The organism is Pelagibaculum spongiae (assembly GCF_003097315.1).
Taxonomy (GTDB): domain Bacteria; phylum Pseudomonadota; class Gammaproteobacteria; order Enterobacterales; family Pelagibaculaceae; genus Pelagibaculum; species Pelagibaculum spongiae.
The window spans coordinates 447,590-467,408 of record NZ_QDDL01000002.1 but is presented as its reverse complement, the minus strand read 5'-3'; the positions used below and the strand labels follow the sequence as shown (position 1 = coordinate 467,408).

The 19,819-nt window shown below is 40.5% G+C and carries 15 protein-coding genes; 12 read left to right on the top strand and 3 right to left on the bottom strand.

Features of this window, described 5'->3' with window-relative positions:
• Window positions 1-5: 5 nt before the first annotated feature.
• The gene (locus tag DC094_RS08040; RefSeq protein ID WP_206605614.1) at window positions 6-731 is read left to right on the top strand and encodes an ABC transporter ATP-binding protein; all 726 of its coding nucleotides are present in this window, start codon (window positions 6-8) and stop codon (window positions 729-731) included.
• Window positions 728-3,319 carry an ABC transporter permease gene (locus DC094_RS08035; RefSeq protein ID WP_116686598.1) on the top strand — a complete coding sequence of 864 codons (2,592 nt, stop codon included), beginning with the start codon at window positions 728-730 and terminating at the stop codon, window positions 3,317-3,319. Before DC094_RS08040 ends, DC094_RS08035 begins: the two co-directional genes overlap by 4 nt.
• A 553-nt stretch (window positions 3,320-3,872) precedes the next feature.
• On the opposite strand, the gene DC094_RS22085 is transcribed toward DC094_RS08035, so the two are convergent.
• Window positions 3,873-4,031 carry a hypothetical protein gene (locus DC094_RS22085; protein WP_158527260.1) on the bottom strand — a complete coding sequence of 53 codons (159 nt, stop codon included), beginning with the start codon at window positions 4,029-4,031 and terminating at the stop codon, window positions 3,873-3,875.
• 1,819 nt (window positions 4,032-5,850) lie between these two features.
• Here DC094_RS22085 and DC094_RS08030 point away from each other — a divergent pair.
• The 5 genes from DC094_RS08030 (at window position 5,851) to DC094_RS08000 (ending at window position 13,510) form a co-directional block, all read left to right on the top strand.
• Window positions 5,851-7,332, top strand: a complete 1,482-nt coding sequence (locus tag DC094_RS08030) for a CBM96 family carbohydrate-binding protein (protein WP_116686597.1) — start codon at window positions 5,851-5,853, stop codon at window positions 7,330-7,332.
• A 1,500-nt stretch (window positions 7,333-8,832) separates the two neighbouring features.
• Complete coding sequence (locus tag DC094_RS08020; RefSeq protein WP_116686595.1) at window positions 8,833-10,317, top strand: CBM96 family carbohydrate-binding protein; 1,485 nt, start codon at window positions 8,833-8,835, stop codon at window positions 10,315-10,317.
• Between the two features lie 610 nt (window positions 10,318-10,927).
• Window positions 10,928-11,605, top strand: coding sequence for a hypothetical protein (locus DC094_RS08010; protein WP_116686593.1), 678 nt, complete (start codon window positions 10,928-10,930; stop codon window positions 11,603-11,605).
• A gap of 117 nt (window positions 11,606-11,722) precedes the next feature.
• A complete protein-coding gene (locus DC094_RS08005; protein WP_241503992.1) occupies window positions 11,723-12,850 on the top strand; it encodes a cupin domain-containing protein in 1,128 nt (375 codons plus the stop codon).
• A gap of 60 nt (window positions 12,851-12,910) precedes the next feature.
• On the top strand, window positions 12,911-13,510 hold the full coding sequence (locus DC094_RS08000) for an NAD(P)H-dependent oxidoreductase (RefSeq protein ID WP_158527259.1): 600 nt from the start codon (window positions 12,911-12,913) through the stop codon (window positions 13,508-13,510).
• A gap of 54 nt (window positions 13,511-13,564) precedes the next feature.
• On the opposite strand, the gene DC094_RS07995 is transcribed toward DC094_RS08000, so the two are convergent.
• Together DC094_RS07995 and yihA are read right to left on the bottom strand one after the other, a co-directional pair.
• Entirely contained in the window at window positions 13,565-14,137 is a 573-nt protein-coding gene (locus DC094_RS07995) for a hypothetical protein (protein ID WP_116686591.1), read from the bottom strand.
• A gap of 260 nt (window positions 14,138-14,397) precedes the next feature.
• Window positions 14,398-15,030, bottom strand: a complete 633-nt coding sequence (gene yihA / locus DC094_RS07990; RefSeq protein WP_116686590.1) for a ribosome biogenesis GTP-binding protein YihA/YsxC — start codon at window positions 15,028-15,030, stop codon at window positions 14,398-14,400.
• 221 nt (window positions 15,031-15,251) lie between these two features.
• Between yihA and DC094_RS07985 the strand changes: the two genes are divergently transcribed.
• The 5 genes from DC094_RS07985 (at window position 15,252) to DC094_RS07965 (ending at window position 19,694) form a co-directional block, all read left to right on the top strand.
• Window positions 15,252-15,515 carry a c-type cytochrome gene (locus tag DC094_RS07985; RefSeq protein WP_116686589.1) on the top strand — a complete coding sequence of 88 codons (264 nt, stop codon included), beginning with the start codon at window positions 15,252-15,254 and terminating at the stop codon, window positions 15,513-15,515.
• A 50-nt stretch (window positions 15,516-15,565) separates the two neighbouring features.
• On the top strand, window positions 15,566-16,180 hold the full coding sequence (locus DC094_RS07980; protein WP_116686588.1) for a c-type cytochrome: 615 nt from the start codon (window positions 15,566-15,568) through the stop codon (window positions 16,178-16,180).
• 324 nt (window positions 16,181-16,504) lie between these two features.
• A complete protein-coding gene (locus DC094_RS07975) occupies window positions 16,505-17,194 on the top strand; it encodes a thiol:disulfide interchange protein DsbA/DsbL (RefSeq protein WP_158527258.1) in 690 nt (229 codons plus the stop codon).
• A 27-nt stretch (window positions 17,195-17,221) separates the two neighbouring features.
• Complete coding sequence (locus tag DC094_RS07970; RefSeq protein WP_116686586.1) at window positions 17,222-17,968, top strand: endonuclease/exonuclease/phosphatase family protein; 747 nt, start codon at window positions 17,222-17,224, stop codon at window positions 17,966-17,968.
• Between the two features lie 58 nt (window positions 17,969-18,026).
• A complete protein-coding gene (locus tag DC094_RS07965) occupies window positions 18,027-19,694 on the top strand; it encodes a GGDEF domain-containing protein (protein WP_116686585.1) in 1,668 nt (555 codons plus the stop codon).
• Window positions 19,695-19,819: the final 125 nt, after the last annotated feature.

Below are 19,819 nucleotides of genomic sequence, written 5' to 3'. Positions count from 1 at the left end.
TGAAAATGGAAGCTATGGAAAATTTTGCTGTCAAAGTCGTTAATCTCCGCAAACAGGTGGCAGTGGCCGATCATTCCTTGGACATACTGCAAGGGGTGAGCCTGAACATCAACTATGGCGAAAGCCTCGCCATTATCGGCCCGTCTGGTTCAGGTAAGTCGACCCTACTGGGACTGATGGCCGGGCTGGATAGTTCCAGCTCAGGAGAGGTTTGGCTTGATGGCCAGCCATTGCACCAACTAAATGAAGACCAGCGTTCTGCAGTTCGGGCCAAAGGCATTGGTTTTGTATTTCAGAATTTCCAGTTGTTGCCCGGCTTAACCGCATTGGAAAATGTATTACTGCCGCTGGAGCTGAAGTCTGATAACACCCGCCAAGCCAGGCAAACAGCAGCCAGCTGGTTAGAGAAGGTAGGGTTGGCTGAACGAGTCGAGCATTACCCGAATCAGCTATCTGGCGGTGAGCAGCAGCGAGTGGCGATTGCCCGAGCTTTTGCCAGTGGTTCTAGAATTATTTTTGCCGATGAGCCTACCGGCAACCTAGATCGACAAAATGGTGACCAAGTCACCGAGCTGTTATTTCGGTTAAATCAGCAACAGCAAACCACTCTAATTCTAGTAACTCACGATGAGCGATTGGCTGCCCGTTGTCAGCATCAAAGAGTGATGGATAGTGGTTACTTACAAGCTCTGCAAACTACTGATTCAATAAGTACGCAGGCTGACTTATGAATGCTTGGTCGAATTTTAAAATGTCATTGCGACTGCTATTGCGCCAGTGGAAATCTGGCCAGTTATGGCTGCTTAGCCTATCGATTATTGTCGCGGTCGCTTCGGCAACTTGCATTGCTTTAATCAGCGAGCGGCTCGATAGCGCAATACTGGATCGCTCAGCGGAAACACTCGGTGGCCAGTTGCGCTTGAAGTCTTCAACCCCGATTGAAGATCACTGGCAAAAGCAGGCCGATGCACTGGGTTTAAATAGTGCGATTACCTTGCAATTTCCCACCGTGGTAATTGCCGGTGAAGAAATGTCGCTGTCGGCATTAAAGGCAGTGGGTGATCACTATCCGCTGGCAGCTAAGCTGGAGGTCGCTGAGAGTGCCGACACATCTGTAGGGCAAATAAAAAATAGTGGGCCACAACCCGGTGAAGTCTGGTTGGAGCGGCGGCTCTTTAATTTGCTGAATATTAAGCTGGATGACCCGATTGAATTGGGTGAGTCAGCATTCACTGTCAGTGGTATTTTATTGCAAGAAAGCGACCGCGGTGGCAATTTTTATACCCTTTCACCGCGAGTAATGGTCAATCTTAGCGATATTCAATCTACTGGATTGATTCAACCGGGTAGCCGGGTTAGCTGGCGCTTACTGCTGCAAGGTAATGCTCAGTCCGTTGCACAGTTTTCTGATTATGCCGAAAGCCAATTAGCCGATAACCAGCAGCTGGAAAATCTGCAAGATGGTAATCGCGGTTTGGCGCGCTCACTCAATCGAGCCAGAAGTTTTCTTTCCTTGTCGGCGTTATTGGCACTGTTATTAGCCGGTGTTGCAACCGGTATGGCGGCAAGAGATTTTGCACTGAAACATTACGACACTAGCGCTTTATTACGCACCATGGGGCTTAGTCGTAAGCAGATTAACCAATTATTTATCAGCCAACTTTTTGTATTAGGTGCGATTGCCAGCGGCATCGCATTAATCATTGGCTGGAGCGCCCATTGGCTATTGGTGCAATTGCTGGTTGATGTATTACCAACCAAATTGCCTCCGGCAGGCATTGCACCATTAGTTACCGGCTTTGTTTCCGGTATTGCAATATTATTGGGGTTTGCCAGTCCTCACTTTTTCCGTTTAGGTGCAGTGCCGCCACTGCGAGTATTGCGCCGTCAATTAGCGCCAATGCCGGCCAGTAGCTGGTTAACTTATTTGTCGGCTTTGTTAGTGCTGGGTGGATTATTTTGGTGGTATAGCGGTGACTTAACCCTGACGCTAATTATTTGTGGTGGTGGGTTAATTTCCATTTGGTTGCTAATGCAGTTATTCAGTTGGTTAATCGGTGTGCTAGCCGCCAGCAGCTTGTTAAAAAATCGCGGTTTGAACTGGCGTTTGGCTAGCCAGCAATTAGCGAGAAATAAGCAACAGACCGCTGCTCAGGTTTTATCCTTTTCATTGCCAATGATGATTATGCTAGTGGTGCTGCAAGTCCGTTCAGGCTTGTTACAAGATTGGCAGCAAAGCTTGCCAGTTGATGCGCCAAATCAGTTCGCCTTAAATATTCAGCGCTGGCAGGCAGATGACTTTGCTGCCGCAATTGCCGAACGAAATTATCAGGCAACACCATTATATCCGATGATTCCAGGGCGAATTATCGAAGTAAATAGCACGCCAATATCAGAATTCTCTAGAGAAGGTGAGCAAAGCAAAACTTACCGAGATTTAATGTTTGGTGCCAGCGAACTGCTGCCCGATGGCAATGAAATTGTTGCTGGCGCATGGCCGCCTAAAGATATTTTGCAGCAACTAGAAACGAGTAAATCAGGATCAAAAGATAATACTCAAACGGTGGAAAGTCCGCTTTATCAACACCAGGTTTCAGTGGCAGAAGGTTATGCGGATTGGTTAGGTTTATCGATTGGTGATCAGCTGACATTACGTGCTAGTGGCATTGAATTTAATGCGACAGTTTCTAGCTTACGTAAAATTGACTGGGGGCGAATGAAGCCAAACTTCTTCTTGTTATTCAGCCCTAAATTAATTGAGCAATTGCCAGTTAATATGATGACCAGTTTTAATGTGCCTGAAGTAACCAATGCTACTGAACGAGCAGCTTCCGAAAAAGCATATAGCTCGCTGGTTAGGCAATTCCCAACAGTTACATTACTCGATATCAGTCGAATACTAGCCCAAGTCACCAGCATGTTGCAGCAGGTGACTTTAGCGGTTGAGCTGCTAATGGTTTTTGTATTGCTGGCGGCATTAATGGTGTTGCTAACGGCATTACAATCTAGCCGCAGTGATCGGGCTCGACTTGGTGCATTATTAAAAACATTCGGCGCACCTTTATCAAAAGTTGGCCAAATATTTCGAACTGAGCTGGTATTGCTCGGGCTGATTTCAGGCGTGCTGGCACTATTGGCATCACAGGCCGTGCTTTGGATGCTTTATCAGCGGATATTTGAAATTGAATTTCAACCGCAGTTCATTTGGTGGGTGATTTCACCAATTGCTTCAGTATTGTTGATTTTAATTAGTGGCCAATTGGTGACACGTAAAGCGCTACAAACGCCACCGGTTAATGTGCTGAGGCAGTTGGGATAAAAATGCTGTAGTTAATAATGGGATACCCCGAACAAGGAAGTATGGGGTCTATCCACATGGGAATGCCTAGTTTTTGAATAACTGCATCTACAACATGACTTATGGCGTCGATATTATGGATATATTTAGTCAGCCTATTAAGTCTTGTGTTAGTTACCGAAGCCTTGATTAAATGTATCGTTTCTCCGGTTAATTATTCTTCCGCTGCCTTGCCTAGCTTGTTGCTGTTGAGTTCTATTAGTGTGCTTCGGCAGCAATCTACACTTGGAAAGATGCTAACGGATTGATCTACTTTGACGATAAATCGCTACAGTTTAGTCCTGCGGCCAAAAATTTGCAGTTAGATATTGAACCATTCGAAATGGAAGCCTTTGGCGATAAAGGTTGAAATAATAAGTTTTGAGCTGTCAGTTAAAGAGAGCTGGGCAATCAAATCTGGCGCAAATGCAGTTTATCGTTTCTTTGGTCAGGTGATATATTTCAATATCTATAAAACCGTTCCAGCAACTATTGCTCGATACTTTAGTTTTGAGTGATTGAATGACTAATCAAATCATGCCACATGTTTTTCATGGCGAATTAAAGACGGTTTTGGTTCTTGATTGCCTAAATCTTTGCCCGCCATATGTCGACCTGATTCTCGTGTAAGCAGCACTAGTTCCAGACCGAAAATTAAATCATTTAATGCAATATCTAAGGTTTTTGCATTCATCACAGACTTCACGGTATAGATCAAAGCTTCTGTTTTAAGGTGCGCTATCAAACAACTAACAGGCAAACCGAGCTGTTAGTTTTTAAGCCTTGCCGATTGCTCAGGATACAGTAACAACAAATGCTCGCATAACAGACTCAGAATCAGAATCAGGCCTTGCTCTGATTCTTCTTTCTAACCATCGTGTGCCTTCCAAACCTGAATGGAAATCTGTAATAACCACCTTAGTAAATAGAATCGAGCAATATCTGCGTAGTGCCACGACAGATTTTTCACAACCAAATACTGACATTCTATTTTATTTTCATATTTTAATGCCGCAATAAAATAGCGTTTTTTATATGCCTTCACATACAATCGTGCTGTCAATGTTGTGATTTTCTACCTCGAATGACCATCGTTGCTTCAACATTCTTACTACGAGTAAAATAGTCTCGCAATGAAACGCCTCAGCTGTTGCTCAACATCTTTTGGTTCGTTCGTAACTGACTCATTATTTTATTTTGGCTTGTAACCTTTTCTGCTTGATCTATAAAAGATGCAGTATCATTAAACGCGCCTGCCAATACGTGTCTAATTGTGATACTAGAACTCAATTAATAGCCATTAATATAACTACCAATCGCTTTATATTTTATAAGAATTAGGAATGCATAATATTTGTCTCGCTTGTTTTTTGTAGGTATCATATAGTATTAAAGAATCCAACCAAATATCATAATATGTCACAATATTGATTAGGCTAGCTTGCAGCATCAGCTGTCATGATATTTTATTTTGTTAAAATTTAGTTCGGCTCTATGGATTTAAATAGGCCATCGTTTCTGCGATAGAACGTTGCCCTACAGAGCATTCCAGTGAAAAGAATCCTGGCTGTCAATGCAAGTAATGTAATTTTTGACGGCATGTCAGATTTATTTGAAAGCTTTGTTTTCAGTGGCTTATTTAATTTATCAAAAAATAATGTGGCAACATTAAGGTGACTAATTAGCAAATAACTAATTTTACGTAAAAGAAAGAAAGTGACACTTTAGTGTTATCAACCTGCTGCTGTGATGTTGAGAACATCTTGCAGGGCTCGTAGCAGTAGCTTGGCCTTTTTGATCCACCTTACTAATCTCAAGACAGAAAAGCTGCAGCGTCGAGTGAAAGGAATTTATTGTTCAGAAAAATTACATGAAGTAATTAAATGCTGAGGAGTTAGTAGTACAGTTTTACCAGAAAAACAATAATAAATTAAAATATAATTATAATGAAACCGCTAACTGGGGTTTTCCAATGGTAGTTTGATGAAACTAAGAAAGACTCACAGTACAACTATGGCAAATAGAAGGGTTGTCACGAAATCAAAGGCAAGGTTGAGCGAGACAATCTGCTGAAGAAAATTTTCATTGACGTATTTCGCTTAACAATCTTCGAGGCTGGTTGGGCTCAACGATGCATACTTAATATTCGATAATTATCATAAGCTTAGATTTCTACTTAAATACAGAATTGCGGTCAACTAGAATGCTTGAATGAAATAGAGAGTAAAACTTGAATGTTTTTAATTGTATCGGATGTGCAGACAATGTCGATTAGAAGGTATCTAAAGCACACATTAAAATAAAAGTATTTGTTTTGTTGCTTTAGCTTTGTGGTTGTTTTTTGTTTGTTAGCAAAGTATTGTCGCTTTGCTTTTCCACGTATCAACCTGCATCTTTTATTGATTGATTTATTTTTAAATTATCGACTATTTTATCTTTCAATTAATTATTGATTTATCTTTTTTTTACCTTATTCTCTATACCACTATAAATCAGTGAAAATGGAGTAATATATGCCTAGTCAACGCTTTCTAAAAGGGCTGGCAGTTTCTAGCTTATTATTTTCTTCTGCGTCGTTCGCAGAAGCTTTTACTTACGATATTTCTGACCTTCATTGTCAAACTATTAATGTTAATACAGATGATGTGGTTTTGATTACTCGTAATGCGCCTAATCAAAATTTTAAAGAATTCACCTATGTTTCGGAAGAAGCCTATGAAATGTGTGGTCCTGAATTGATAGACGACAATTCTCGGACTATAGATTTACTTTATGACACTACGCATTATATCCAAGAAGTGGACGAAAATGATTCTGATCCTGACTCCCATGCATCTTATACAGCAGGTGAAACTTATTATGCAATAATAACAAGTAATTTTCATGATGAACTTCAAGACCAGCAATTAACACAAAGCTGTCAACAAAATAACAAATTCAAAATTGTCGTGAATGAAGTAAATACGCCAAGAACTTCACCTGAACCTTCACACTGCGAACCTAAAGCGATAACAACTCAGCATAATGTATCAAAAGATCTCTATGTTAGAGCTGGTCCATCGAGTGACATAAATTATAATACCGATAAGTTAGTTGTAAAAGACTCATACCCTGAATGGACTCGCCTCAGTTATTTAGCATTTGATTTTGATAACGGACAATTATCGAATGAAAATAAACTGACATTAAAGATAAAAGTTAAGTCATCGAACGCGACTGGACTATTGCGGATCAGAGAAACAGCAAGAGACTGGTCTACAGGTGATATATCTTATAACAATCAACCCGAAATTTATGATGGCGTCAATGTTTTTGCTGTAGTACCTCAAACAACTTCAGCTGAATGGATCTATGTAGATATGTCGCCATTTATAGCAAATGGCAGTTTTACGGGTTCTATTGCAATAAGTAATGAAATATTTGATACATATACATCTTTATATGCATCAGAATCTTCTTATGCGCCATCATTAACATTAACAGCAAGTGTTAAGCCTATTCCAGAGTCTGTAGTATCAACACAAACTTTAGCGCCAAACAAAGGAACTTATGTTCGTGGAGGAAGCTCACAAAACAGCGTGATAAGTTCACCAGACATCGTTGTTAAAACAAGTGGTGATCCTACATATACTCGAAATGGGCTGTTACAATTTGATTTAAACGACATCAATTTGGAATCTCCTTTCGAGGCGACATTGCGACTTAATTTTAAACGTTTACGTAATAACATAAATTTATCTGTTAAAGCCGTTAATGATTGGAATGAAGAAACAGTAACATGGAGTACTCAACCTACGACTACAAGCGATGTAACCATCGAAGAGTCTTTTAGCGAAGCTCAACATCAGCAATGGGTAGATATTGATGTTACTTCATTACTGAGTGCTGATGATTCGCTGGGTTCTTTTAGATTGAGCATTGATTCTGAAGCATACGTAGAAATACACAAATCAAATCAAGCATTCACTCCAGAGCTAGTTATTACGACGAACTAAGAATAGTTATTTCTTCGTAATCAGCAGAACACCTCGATTTTTGTGGGTGTTAAAAGTGATCGCTGCAAGGTACTTGTTTAAAGTTATAATTTTTTATTTAAAAAATAAGTACCTTGCAGCAGATTTGGCAGATGCCGAATATATTCGATTAGGCCATTTTGATATTAGTTTCGCTCATTCTTATGCGGAAAATAGCATTTTTAATATTAAAAGTTTCGACTTCTCAATACATAGAGAACAACTCATCAGTTTGAGCATTCCTACTCTAAATTAATCTATCGATATCATTTTTGATAAAACTCATTCTGCTTGAGTGGTCGATTTGTTAGTGCCATGCTTGCTGAACAAGTTAAAATATTTGTTTTACTTATTTCCGGTTTTTAGTATAAATTTCAACAAACTATCTCACACAAATAAAATCGAACAATTTCTAAGAGATTACATGGTAAGCTTGTCGTGATAAAGTAGTGATATTATTTTAATTTTCAGATTTTAACTCCACAACAATCCACTATCTTTTGCGTGGCCTTACATAATTTTCCTGCTAACATCACGATACTTTAAATTTAACCACCACTCAGGTCATCATAGCCACCTCGGCACTATTCGCTTTATTTGTTATTTTATGAGCACTAGAAATGCGTAATATTTGTTTCGCATATTTTTTGCAAATAGCACCTAAGGGCCGTGTAAATACATAATTATTCTATGCCTTCTCACAGGTCACCCACAGGCTTTGGCGAAGCGTGACATTTCGTTAACAAGTCGCTATTCGCTTCGCTCATGACGATTTACATCAAGAGACTTTATTTCTCTATTCCCCTAATGAAGAACCTAATTTAATATCAAAATGTGTCTCATGATTGATTGAACTATCCTGCAACATCAGCTTCCATGATATTTTGTCTTGTTAAAATCTAGTTCAGCCCAATGGCTTTAAACAGCACCAGGAATCTGAGCTGAAGCGCCGTTCAACAAAGCGTTCCAGTGAAAATAATTCCAAAAATTAATGCAAGCAATGTGATTTTTGATGATGCGTCATCTTTATTAAAAGATTGACCTTTATCAGTGAGCCATTTAATCTATTAAGAAATATTGCAACAATATAAAGGCAACTAATAATAATATTATTAATTACATTTGTATTATTAACTATATAAAAGTGACTAATTGACAGGTAAGTGACTCAACAAAAGAAAGAATGTAGCGTCTTAATGTTACCAAATTATTGCTGTAATGTTGAGAGCGTTTTGCAAGACTCGTAGCAATGCCTGGCTCTGCTTGGCTGGTCTATCTCGCTGATATAAAGACAGAAAAACCACTGAGTCGAGTAAAAAAACTTACTGCTTTAAAAAGATCATAAGGAGTAATTAAATATCGCTGAATTGGCTGCCAATTAAAATTTAGTTATAACGCGACGGTTAATCAGGAGTTTCTAGTGAAAGTTAAAAAACACTCACGATGAACTATAGCAATTAATAAGTATAAATGGAGTAATGTATGTCTAGTCAACGCTTTCTAAAAGGACTCGTCATATCGAGTTTACTATTTTCAGCAGCATCGTTCGGAGAATCGCTCACTTACGACATTGACGACCTCCCTTGTCAAGCTATTGATGTTAATGGAGATGATGAGCTTGAAATTACTCATAATGCGCTGATTGATTATAACTTTAAAGAATTCACCTATGTCTCGGCAGAAGCTTATGAAACGTGTGAAACTGAATTGTTCGATGACAGTGATCTGACTGTAGCTGTTGGTAGCATACATCATATTCAAAGAGCAAGCGCAAGTCTTCCAGGTGCTGAAAGTTATACACCAGGTGAAACTTATTATGCAATAATTACGAGCGATTCTAATTATGAACTTCAATCTCAGCAATTAACACAAAGCTGTGAACAAAATAACAAATTTAAAATTATCGTGAGTGCATTCGGTACACCAAGAGGTTTACCGCGTCCTCAGCATTGTGCTTATGAAGGTGAGCAACTTGAGCCTATAACTACTCAATACAATGTTTCAAGAGATGTGTATGTAAGAGCTGGTTCAACGAGTGACATAAATTATAATACAGAAAAATTGGTCGCAAAAGATTCATACCCTACATGGACTCGCCTCAGTTATTTAGCATTTGACTTTGATAACAGGCAATTATTAAATGAAAATATACTGACATTAAAGATAAAAGTTCAGTTGTCGAATGCTGCTGGACGATTGCAGATAAGGGAAACAGCGAATAATTGGTCTACAGAAGATATATCTTACAATAATCAGCCCGAGATTTATGATGGGACGAGTATTTTTGTTGATATACCTGAAACAACTTCAGCTGAATGGATTTATGTAGATATGTCGCCATTTATAGCAAATGGCAGTTTTACGGGCTCTATTGCAATAAGTAATGAAATATTTGATACATATACATCTTTATATGCATCAGAATCTTCTTATGCGCCATCATTAACATTAACAGCAAGTGTTAAGCCTATTCCAGAGTCTGTAGTATCAACACAAACTTTAGCGCCAAACAAAGGAACTTATGTTCGTGGAGGAAGCTCACAAAACAGCGTGATAAGTTCACCAGACATCGTTGTTAAAACAAGTGGTGATCCTACATATACTCGAAATGGGCTGTTACAATTTGATTTAAGCGACATCAATTTGGAGTCTCCTTTCGAGGCGACATTGCGACTTAATTTTAAACGTTTACGTAATAACATAAATTTATCTGTTAAAGCCGTTAATGATTGGAATGAAGAAACAGTAACATGGAGTACTCAACCTACGACTACAAGCGATGTAACCATCGAAGAGTCTTTTAGCGAAGCTCAACATCAGCAATGGGTAGATATTGATGTTACTTCATTACTGAGTGCTGATGATTCGCTGGGTTCTTTTAGATTGAGCATTGATTCTGAAGCATACGTAGAAATACACAAATCAAATCAAGCATTCACTCCAGAGCTAGTTATTACGACGAACTAAGAATAGTTACTTCTTCGTAATCAGCAGAACGCCTCGATTTTTGTGGGTGTTAAAAGTGATCGCTGCAAGGTATTTGTTTAAAGTTATAATTTTTTATTTCAAAAATAAGTACCTTGCAGCAGATTTGGCAGATGCCGAATATATTCGATTAGGCCATTTTGATATTGGTTTCGCTCATTCTTATGCGAAAAATAGCATTTTTAATATTAAAAGTTTCGACTTCTCAATACATAGAGAACAACTCATCAGTTTGAGCATTCCTACTCTAAACTAATTTATCGATACCATTCTTGATAAAATCTATTCAGCTTGAATGGTCGATTTGTTCAGTTCAAACGCATGAAAAAATGTCAGAGTTCAGACGTTGTAATCTTGGTGTTTAATCAGGCCACGTGTGTTCTTGATTGCTTTTCAGATGCCGAAGATCTTCGCTAAAAAGGTAAGGTCTGGCATTCCTTAGATAAAATTATTTTGATCAGTCTATAACGAAAAATGGTATTGGTAATTGTGGCGAAATGTCAGCAGCAGCATTTTTATTCTTAGCACAATCAGAACAAATTCTGTTTTAACACTACACTAGATCTTATATTTTCTTATGCGATGGAACCGCATGAAGTCTTTGAGTTTTAACTTGATGATGGCTCGCTTGGCTTGCGTACATATTCGTCGTGCAATTGCCAGTTCGACTAATTTGACGGGTGTTCACCGGCCAATGCTGTTGGACCGGTCAAGAATTGCCAGTGATGAAAAGCGTCAACTTCGACAGCGAAATGAAAGTTGGTTTGCAGAATATGATAACCAGCTACTCGAACAGCATCAGTTATCTTCAACTTGGCGGGTTCCCCGTTCTTTTCGTTTAAGCCAAATGCGATTTCATGCAGCCTTGGCAATGAAAAGTGGTGTTGGTAATTGTGGCGAAATGTCAGCAGCGGCGTTTTTATTCTTGGCACAATCTAACTTATTTCCGTTAGATTTACTTCATGTGAATTATCGTTCACCGGCGCAGTTTGGTCATGCTTTTTTAGTGATTGGTCGAGATGGTGATGTTAGTCTGGCTGAGCCCTGGAATTGGGGCGAATCTGCAGTCGTTTGTGATCCTTGGAATAATGCTGTTTTTCCAGTGACGGCCTATCATTATTATGCACATTATTTCCCGCAATCTTTTCGCCATTTAATGGTCAACCAGCTAGTTCGTCTGGAATCATCTGATGATGAAAAAAATCATGCAGATCAGCTACCAGGTTCAATCAAGGCGGTGCAATGGCCGACAATTCCCGAATTGGACTGAGTATTTTTTAGATCGTACCAAGGAAATCGCACCCTATCGGTGGCGCTGTCAATTGGTTATCATCGCTTTATATTTGCTGCAGTTTATTAAGTGATGTCAATTTTGAAAAACATGCCCATGAAACTCTCTCTCTCAGGTCTCTCCCAGCAACAATTCCTTGAGCAATACTGGCATAAAAAACCATTGTTGATTCGTAATGCGTTTAGTGATTTTGAGCTGCCATTATCTCCTGATGAGTTGGCTGGGATGGCTTGTGAAGAAATGGTTGAATCAAGAATTGTGCTACATCAGCCAGAGCAAGATACTTGGCAGTTAAAACAGGGGCCATTCGAGGAATCTATCTTTGCCGAGTTGCCAGAGAAAAATTGGAGCTTATTGGTTCAGGCAGTTGATCACTGGGTGCCTGAAGCCGCCGAGTTATTAGAACAGTTTAATTTCATACCCCGCTGGCGTATTGATGATTTAATGGTTAGTTATTCAGTTGTTGGCGGTGGTGTGGGGCCACATTACGATAATTATGATGTGTTTTTAATTCAGGGCTCTGGTTCTCGTCGCTGGGAATTTGGCGGTATTTACGGTGAAGATTCTCCGCGCAAACCTAATATGCCGGTGATGATTTTGCCAGAATGGAAAGCAGAACAAAGTGTTGTGTTACAGCCGGGTGATATGTTGTATTTGCCTCCTGGAGTCGGTCATAGTGGCGTGTCTCTGGAAGATGGCAGTACCACTTGGTCAATTGGTTTTAGAGCGCCGTCAGTTAATGAAATTTTACATGGTTTCACTGATTTTATTGGTGAACAATTAAAATCTGAACAGCGCTATGCCGATGCTGATTTAACCTTGCAAACTAATAGCGGCCAAATTACCGATGAAGCATTAGATCGTGTGCAAAAAATCATACTTGATCAAGTGAATGATCGAGAAAAACTAGCGCAATGGTTTGGAGAGTTTGTTACTGAACCCAAGTATTCAGAAATCACCGCTGAATCTGATGATCAAAGCTGTGGATCAGGTGAAGTCGTTCGAAGAAATGAGCAAGTAAGAATTGCCTATACAGAAAATACAGCAACATTAAATTTATTTATTAATGGTGAATTAAAAATTATTCAGGCTGATTCTCAATCTGCCAACTTTGTAAAAAACCTTGCTAGCCAAATCGAACTTACGCTACCTCAATCTATCGATAGCGATTTACAGCAGTTGGTTGATCAATTATTGAAAAGTGGCTTGATCTATCGAATCTGATTCGAGTTTGCTGTTGATCAGAGCTGCGCTAGCAAGTGAGTATTATAATGAGTGCAATTATTGAATGGAGCCACTCAGTTGCGAGTATTAGTTGTTATTGCACACCCTGACCCTGATAGCCTTTGCCAAGCAGCAAAAACAACCGCTTGCCAAGCTTTGTTGCAACAAGGGCATCAGGTGAAGGAATTAGATCTATATAAAAATGGGTTTGATCCATCACTGCCGTTAGATGCATATAAAAAGCACTATACGCCAGATAATATTACCCCGGTTGCAGAAGAAGTTGCACAACTGCAATGGGCGCAAGCGCTAGTGGTGATTTACCCTGTGTGGTGGATGAGCGCACCGGCAATTTTCAAAGGCTGGTTAGATAGAGTTTGGTTACCAGAAATCGCTTCAACATTTACTGACTCTGGAACGATTGTTCCGCTGCTGACCGAGATTAAAAAGATTGTTTTTATTAATACCTATGGCGCAAGTTGGTGGCGAATGGCTTTAATTGGTAATCCGGGTCGATTTTTCATTACCTTGACGATGCGTGCCTGTACTAGCTGGTTTGTTTCAATTAAAACGGTTTCTTTATATAGCGCAGTCGCTGCGGGTGAAAAACGTGGCAAAGCCTTTTTAAACCGTATTTCCGATGCTATGAAGAATTTTTAAATCGCTGGCCTGGTTACTCCAGGCCATGACGATTGATGATTGCTGCTCTGAAAATTAAAAAAGTTTCTTGAATTTATCTTTTAACTTCCGTTTAAATTTATCGATTTTTTTCTTTGGTAGCGGTATTTTTACTTCTTTGGTAATTTTGTTTGTTATTAGATAAAGCCCGCCTTGCTCTTTTTTATTGTAAATAGTGGGTGCATAGTTTAACCCAACAGTTGCTTTCGCTAGTAAATGATCTTGACTGAAAACTATGGGTTCAGCTAAATCTGGAATAACTTTAAGAAGGCTCTTGTAGCGAATTTTTATTGGTAAAGAAAGATATGTTGTTGCTTGAGGCTGGATCGCTATAGCTGCATTATCACCACGGAAAATCACACCATGTTCCGAAGCAAGCTGATAGTTTAGAGATAAGTCTTTAATGCCGAAAGTATTGGGATTAAAGACTTTGAGGTTAATGACAGCTTCAAATCCTGAAAGAGATTTTTTTGTGATTTGGTAATCAACAAACTCTGCTTGTGGCTTTTTAAAGTCAGCTTGGCTTAGAATTTTTGCTGCAGTACAGCTCATCAATAGCAGGCTACAAAAGAATAAAGATATTAACTTTGCCAAATATTTTGTTTTCAATAGATAACTCCTAGTCAAGCATTGCTGGCCGGAGATTTTTCAAACAGTGTTCACCGGCTGCATAGACAAAAAGTCAGACGGATGCCTGCTTTGCTGGCGGTTATTGTGCAATAGCTTTTGCCGCAAAAGTAGTGTTTGTTGTCGGGTGTTTGTTGTTTTTCAAAGTGGAATGATGGGTAAAGCAGCGGCAAGTGCGGTTTTAGATAACTCAGTGACGATCAACAGATGATCGCCACTAATAGATTGTTAATAGCAGGAAATTAATCCTGATTAACTTGATACCACTCGTTCAGTTTTTGCCAGGCTTCTGGCAGGCCATCGCGCTTGCTTGATGAGAACATTTGCGCTGTGAACAACGGGGACATTTTTTTCAATTCTTTCAGCACTTGTAGCAAAGTGGATTTTGCTGGGCCGCGCTTAAGTTTGTCAGCTTTAGTTAGCAGGCAATGAACTGGCATATTACAAGCCCGAGCCCATTCCAACATTTGTAAGTCATGGCTGCTCATTGGATGACGAATATCCATCATCAGCACCACGCCTTGTAAACACTTGCGAGTTTCCAAGTATTCGCCGAGCGTTTTCTGCCAACGCCTTTTCATCGCTTCAGGAACTTTAGCGTAACCATAACCGGGTAAATCGGTTAGTCGATGCGTGTCATCCAGTTCGAACTGGTTGATCAACTGGGTACGACCTGGAGTTTTCGAAGTACGACAAAGACTCTTCTGATTACAGATGGTATTTATCGCACTGGATTTGCCTGCGTTGGAACGTCCGGCAAAAGCCACTTCGAAGCCGGTATCTTCGGGCAGCTGGGATAGCTCTGCCGCACTAATCAGATAGCTGGCACCATGGTACCAGTTACCATTGGCTGGGTTAGTTGGCTGTTGACTCAACGGATCTGCTCCTGAATTCAAAAAGTTTGATGTATAGACAAATCACTTCACAGGTGAATCTGCAACCTGAGGTGATTTGGGTATATAATCAGCGCGCTTTGACGCAACTGGGCGGCAAGTTTAACACTTTCTTCCACAGCAAAGTGCCACCTGCTGCAAGATAACAATAGTTTCGAGATCAAAGATTGAAACACCTGAAGATTGCAAGCCTATCAGTTATTATGCTGATGCCTTCTGTAGTTGCTGCTCAACCAGCGACTCAGATTTATAAACAACACTGCTCTACTTGTCATTCATCCGGCATTGCTGGTGCTCCCAGAAAAGGAAGCAAATATGGCTGGCAGAGTAGGTTGGAAGCTGCAGGTAGTATCGAACAGTTAGTGGTCAGTGCCAAAAAAGGTAGGCGTTCCATGCCGCCAAAAGGTCTGTGTGTTAGCTGTTCCGATACAGAATTGAGAGCCGCGATAGAGTTTATGATGCAGTAAGATGTGTCTGTTCCCTGTCCAACAGCCAGATAACTAAACCAGGTTGTACGATGAAAAAACTGATTCTTGCTTTGATGATTGTAGGTGCCGGACCAGCGATGGCCGGTGGAGATGCCGATGCTGGTGCAACCAAGGCTGCAACTTGCGCTGCTTGCCATGGACCAGATGGTAATAGTTTGGTACCGAGCTTTCCTAAAATTGCCGGTCAGCATGAGAAATATCTCTACAAGCAGCTGACTCAGTTCAAGATGCACGAAGGTCAAACTGAGCCAATGCGTAATAACGCAACCATGATGCCAATGGTTACACCGCTGAACGACCAAGATTTACAAGATTTGGCTGCTTACTTCTCCAAGCAAACTGCCAAGCCAGGCTCTGCCAAGCCTGAAAATCTGAAGTTGGGTGAGAAGATCTGGCGTGCCGGTATCCCTGCTAAAGGTGTTGCTGCTTGTCAGGCATGTCACCTAGCTGATGGAAGTGGTATTGCTTCTGCAGGTTACCCAGCGTTATCTGGTCAGCATGCTGATTATACGACGGCGCAGTTAAATGCCTTCCGTAGTGGTGAGCGTTATAACGATCCAAATAAAATGATGCGCTCGGTAGCTGCTAAGTTATCTGATGCTGAAATTCAGGCAGTCGCCAACTTTGTGCAGGGTTTGCACTAGTCGGCTCGATCTGACATCAAGTTTGTAGAAAGCCGGGCGCCTTAAAGCGTCCGGCTTTTTATTTACAGGGATGTAATGGTTTTCGCAAAGAAGCAGGATGCTGGTGCGATATTTACAGGGATGTAATGGTTTTCGCAAAGAAGCAGGATGCTGGCACGATATTTTCCGTGTAAGTGCTTCTCACGTGACAATATATTGCAAATTTTTTACTTAAAATCCACAGCAGAATGTTTGTTTGCCGTATAAAATCCCTATCAAAACCAATCACCAATAAGATTAAAATTCAGTATTGATTTATTTATCAATAAATAGGCGATGATAATAATGTATAAAAAAAATTCACACTTTCTACTGCCATTGTCGTGGCTGAACTCACTAATGCGTTTATTGGTGCTTGGACTATTTTTTTTCAGCTCGCTAGTACTGGCAGAGGCTTTTGAAGAAGGTGAACACTACAAACTGGTTCCAAAGCCTGATCAGTCAAGCCCATTAGGCCAGAAAATTGAGGTGGCAGAATTCTTTTGGTATGGCTGTCCGCACTGCTTCAAGCTGGAGCCGAGAATTCATAAGTGGTCACAAAACCTTGCTGATGATGTCGTGTTCACACAAACCCCCGCGCTATTCGGCAAGCTGTGGATTTTGCATGGTGCAGTTTATTACACAGGTAAAGCATTGGGTTTAGGTGAAGATTTTCACCAAGCGCTTTTTGATGAAATTCAAGTGAAGAAGAACCGTCTGGAAACAGAAGAAAAAGTACTCGCCTTCTTCCAACGCTTTGGCAAAACACCGCAACAAGTTAGTAGCACTATGAATTCAATCGTGGTTCGGCAACAATTAGATAAAGCGAATCAACGCGCTAAATCTTATGGTTTACAAGGCGTTCCAACCACTGTGATTGATGGTCGATATGAGACTTCACCGGCAATTACAGGTGATTTTTCAGTATATTTTCGAGTGATGAATTATCTGATTGAAAAAGTGCGTAATGAACGAAAGCTAACCAAAGCGAGCTAGTCGATAAATAAATCAGGGGAATATAATATGACCCACTTGAATGTCTTGAGTTATAACATTCAAGTGGGTATTCCCAGTACCAGCTTGTCGGATTACCTTTTAAGTAGTTGGCTACATATGCTGCCAGGGGAAAAACGTCATCGGAACTTGCGACAAATCGCTCAAATTCTCAAGCATTATGATCTGGTTGGCTTACAAGAAGCCGATGCAGGCAGTTATCGTAGTAATCAGATCAATTTAGTTGAAAATTTAGCCAAGCAAGCGGGTTTTCTTCATTGGCGAGTGCAAAAAAATCGGCATATCGGCACCATAAAAAAGCCGGTTGCCGCCCATAGTAATGGCTTGTTAAGCCGTTCAAGAATTCTTGATTATCAACATCATCCCCTACCTGGACCTATTGCTGGAAGAGGTGTCATATTAGCCAGTATCGATTTTTGTGGGATACACCTAACAGTGGCAATTGTTCACCTTTCTTTAGGTAAAAAAAGCCGTCAAGCACAGCTAGATTTTCTCTTCGAGCTACTTAAACCCTATCCCGATTGCCTGTTAATGGGCGATTTCAATGAATCTGCAGAAAATTTATATAAGCATGAGTTATTGAAATCTGGTGGTTTTTATCTGCCGGGTTGTCCGCATACCTATCCAAGTTGGTTTCCTGTCCGTTCTATTGATCACATACTGGTTAAGGGATCTCTGAAAGTGGCAGAATATCAGGCCTTACCTTGGCGATTATCTGATCATCTGCCAGTCAGCCTTAAACTGACTTTAAAGTAGTGTTGATCAGCATTAGGCCATCATTAATAATTATGCCGCCAGAAGTTGCGGGGGAAAGATGCAGCCAACAACTCGGCCAACAGAAAATTGGCGTAGAAAATATTTACAACAGCTGAAGCAATTTGAAACAGAAGAGCAGCAGTGGAAAAAAGAAATTAATTTGCTGTGTAAATCACTCAGACGAGTGATGCTAGCTGTTGAAACTGATGATCAGCAGCTTTCTTTGCAACTCGATGAGCTTAAGCAAATTCTTGGGCAGAAGCTGGATGTTAATCGGTTATCTCTCTGGGTTGATGTAAGTGCGGATGAGTTGATTGCTTACGAAAAGCGGATGGGCAAGCGCAATCTGACCATTCGCCAAAAGATGGCATCGATGATTGGCATGCTGCAGTCAATTAAACTGTCTTTTAAAATGCGTCGTCGGTTAAAGCAGTTAGCCGTTCAGGTTGATGCTGCGACTTGCAGCGAAATGCCAGATCTTTTAACCAGCTTGGCGCATTGTTTAAAAGAGTCATTGACCGAATTGGCGCCAGAACAAGAGCAAGAACAAGGTTTTTGGCAACGATTGCTTAATAAAGAACCTGAGCGGAATGAGCATGGCGAATTAATTGACTCCGATAACCCTGCAGATGCGTCACTGCCAGAAAGTATTCTCAATCAGCTATTAAGGCTGATGGATGAGCTAAGCATGCCTAAATTGTTAGCACATCATGGTGATACTTTGCGAGATCAGCTGGAGCAAGAACCATCTCTGAGAAGGTTGCCAGGCTTGCTGGAAGAAATGGTTGATCTGCTGCTTGATGCGCATAAAGATGAACAGGAAAACCTAGCGAGCTTTTTAGCATCGGTAAATTCTAGGCTAGAAATTTTACTCGACCTGCAATCTCGTTATTTAGAGAGTGGAGATAAATCTTTAGCTGATCAAAAAATACTGGGCCGCCTGATTCAACGAGAAGTTGATGGTATTAAGGTGACTTTGCAAGAAACACCTGGAATGCATCAATTGCAAACTGAGGTTAGTGATCGGTTGAATAAAATTGTTTTTGGGATGGACCAGCTGCAAAAGCGGCAAGTGCATCGTAATCGTAAAAACCAGGATGAAGTTGAAGAGCTACAACAAAAATTAAATTTTATGCTGGAACAAGGTAAAGAATTTCATCGTCGTTTAATGGCACTGCAACAAGAATCTGTTTCACTACGCACAGAGCTTCAAACGCAAAGAGAGCAAGCAGAACTAGATGGGTTGACTGGCCTGCCAAACCGGAGAAGCTATGAAGCGCGTATTGCTTTGGAATATCGCCGCTGGAAAAATTCACAGCAACCCTGTTCAATGCTGGTGTGTGATATTGATCACTTTAAATTGATTAATGATCAACTGGGTCATCAGGCAGGTGATATAGCACTGACATACATTAGTAAGTTACTGCGTGGTCGTTTGCGGCAAAGTGATTTTGTGGCCCGTTATGGTGGTGAAGAGTTTGTTTTGTTATTACCAAGCACCGATATAAAACAAGCAGCTGTAGTTGCCGAGACGATTCGCGAGTTGGTTGAAGTCTCGGACTTCCGTTATCACGACAAACCAGTTAGTGTCACCATTTCAATTGGTTGTGCTGAATTTGTGAAGGGCGAAACAGTAGACGGTACTTTTTCACGAGCGGACCAAGCACTCTATTTAGCAAAAGAAACTGGAAGAAATCGAGTAGAAGTTGCTAAAAACAGAGGGTGATCACAGCGCAAAGGTTGTTTATTATGCAGGCTGAAGAGGGTTACGGATTAACCCTCTGCCAGAAGTCGTCAAAGCGTCTCTGGCTGAAATGGAATAATCATAATAATAAATTCAACAAGGGACTG

Coding starts and splice junctions, on each gene's coding strand:
- DC094_RS07970 (WP_116686586.1), top strand. CDS start 17,222: ATGACCCACTTGAATGTCTTGAGTTATAACATTCAAGTGGGTATTCCC.
- DC094_RS08005 (WP_241503992.1), top strand. CDS start 11,723: ATGAAACTCTCTCTCTCAGGTCTCTCCCAGCAACAATTCCTTGAGCAA.
- DC094_RS08030 (WP_116686597.1), top strand. CDS start 5,851: ATGCCTAGTCAACGCTTTCTAAAAGGGCTGGCAGTTTCTAGCTTATTA.
- DC094_RS07965 (WP_116686585.1), top strand. CDS start 18,027: ATGCAGCCAACAACTCGGCCAACAGAAAATTGGCGTAGAAAATATTTA.
- DC094_RS08020 (WP_116686595.1), top strand. CDS start 8,833: ATGTCTAGTCAACGCTTTCTAAAAGGACTCGTCATATCGAGTTTACTA.
- DC094_RS07975 (WP_158527258.1), top strand. CDS start 16,505: ATGTATAAAAAAAATTCACACTTTCTACTGCCATTGTCGTGGCTGAAC.
- DC094_RS07985 (WP_116686589.1), top strand. CDS start 15,252: ATGCTGATGCCTTCTGTAGTTGCTGCTCAACCAGCGACTCAGATTTAT.
- DC094_RS07980 (WP_116686588.1), top strand. CDS start 15,566: ATGAAAAAACTGATTCTTGCTTTGATGATTGTAGGTGCCGGACCAGCG.
- DC094_RS08010 (WP_116686593.1), top strand. CDS start 10,928: ATGAAGTCTTTGAGTTTTAACTTGATGATGGCTCGCTTGGCTTGCGTA.
- DC094_RS22085 (WP_158527260.1), bottom strand. CDS start 4,031: ATGAATGCAAAAACCTTAGATATTGCATTAAATGATTTAATTTTCGGT.
- DC094_RS08035 (WP_116686598.1), top strand. CDS start 728: ATGAATGCTTGGTCGAATTTTAAAATGTCATTGCGACTGCTATTGCGC.
- DC094_RS08040 (WP_206605614.1), top strand. CDS start 6: ATGGAAGCTATGGAAAATTTTGCTGTCAAAGTCGTTAATCTCCGCAAA.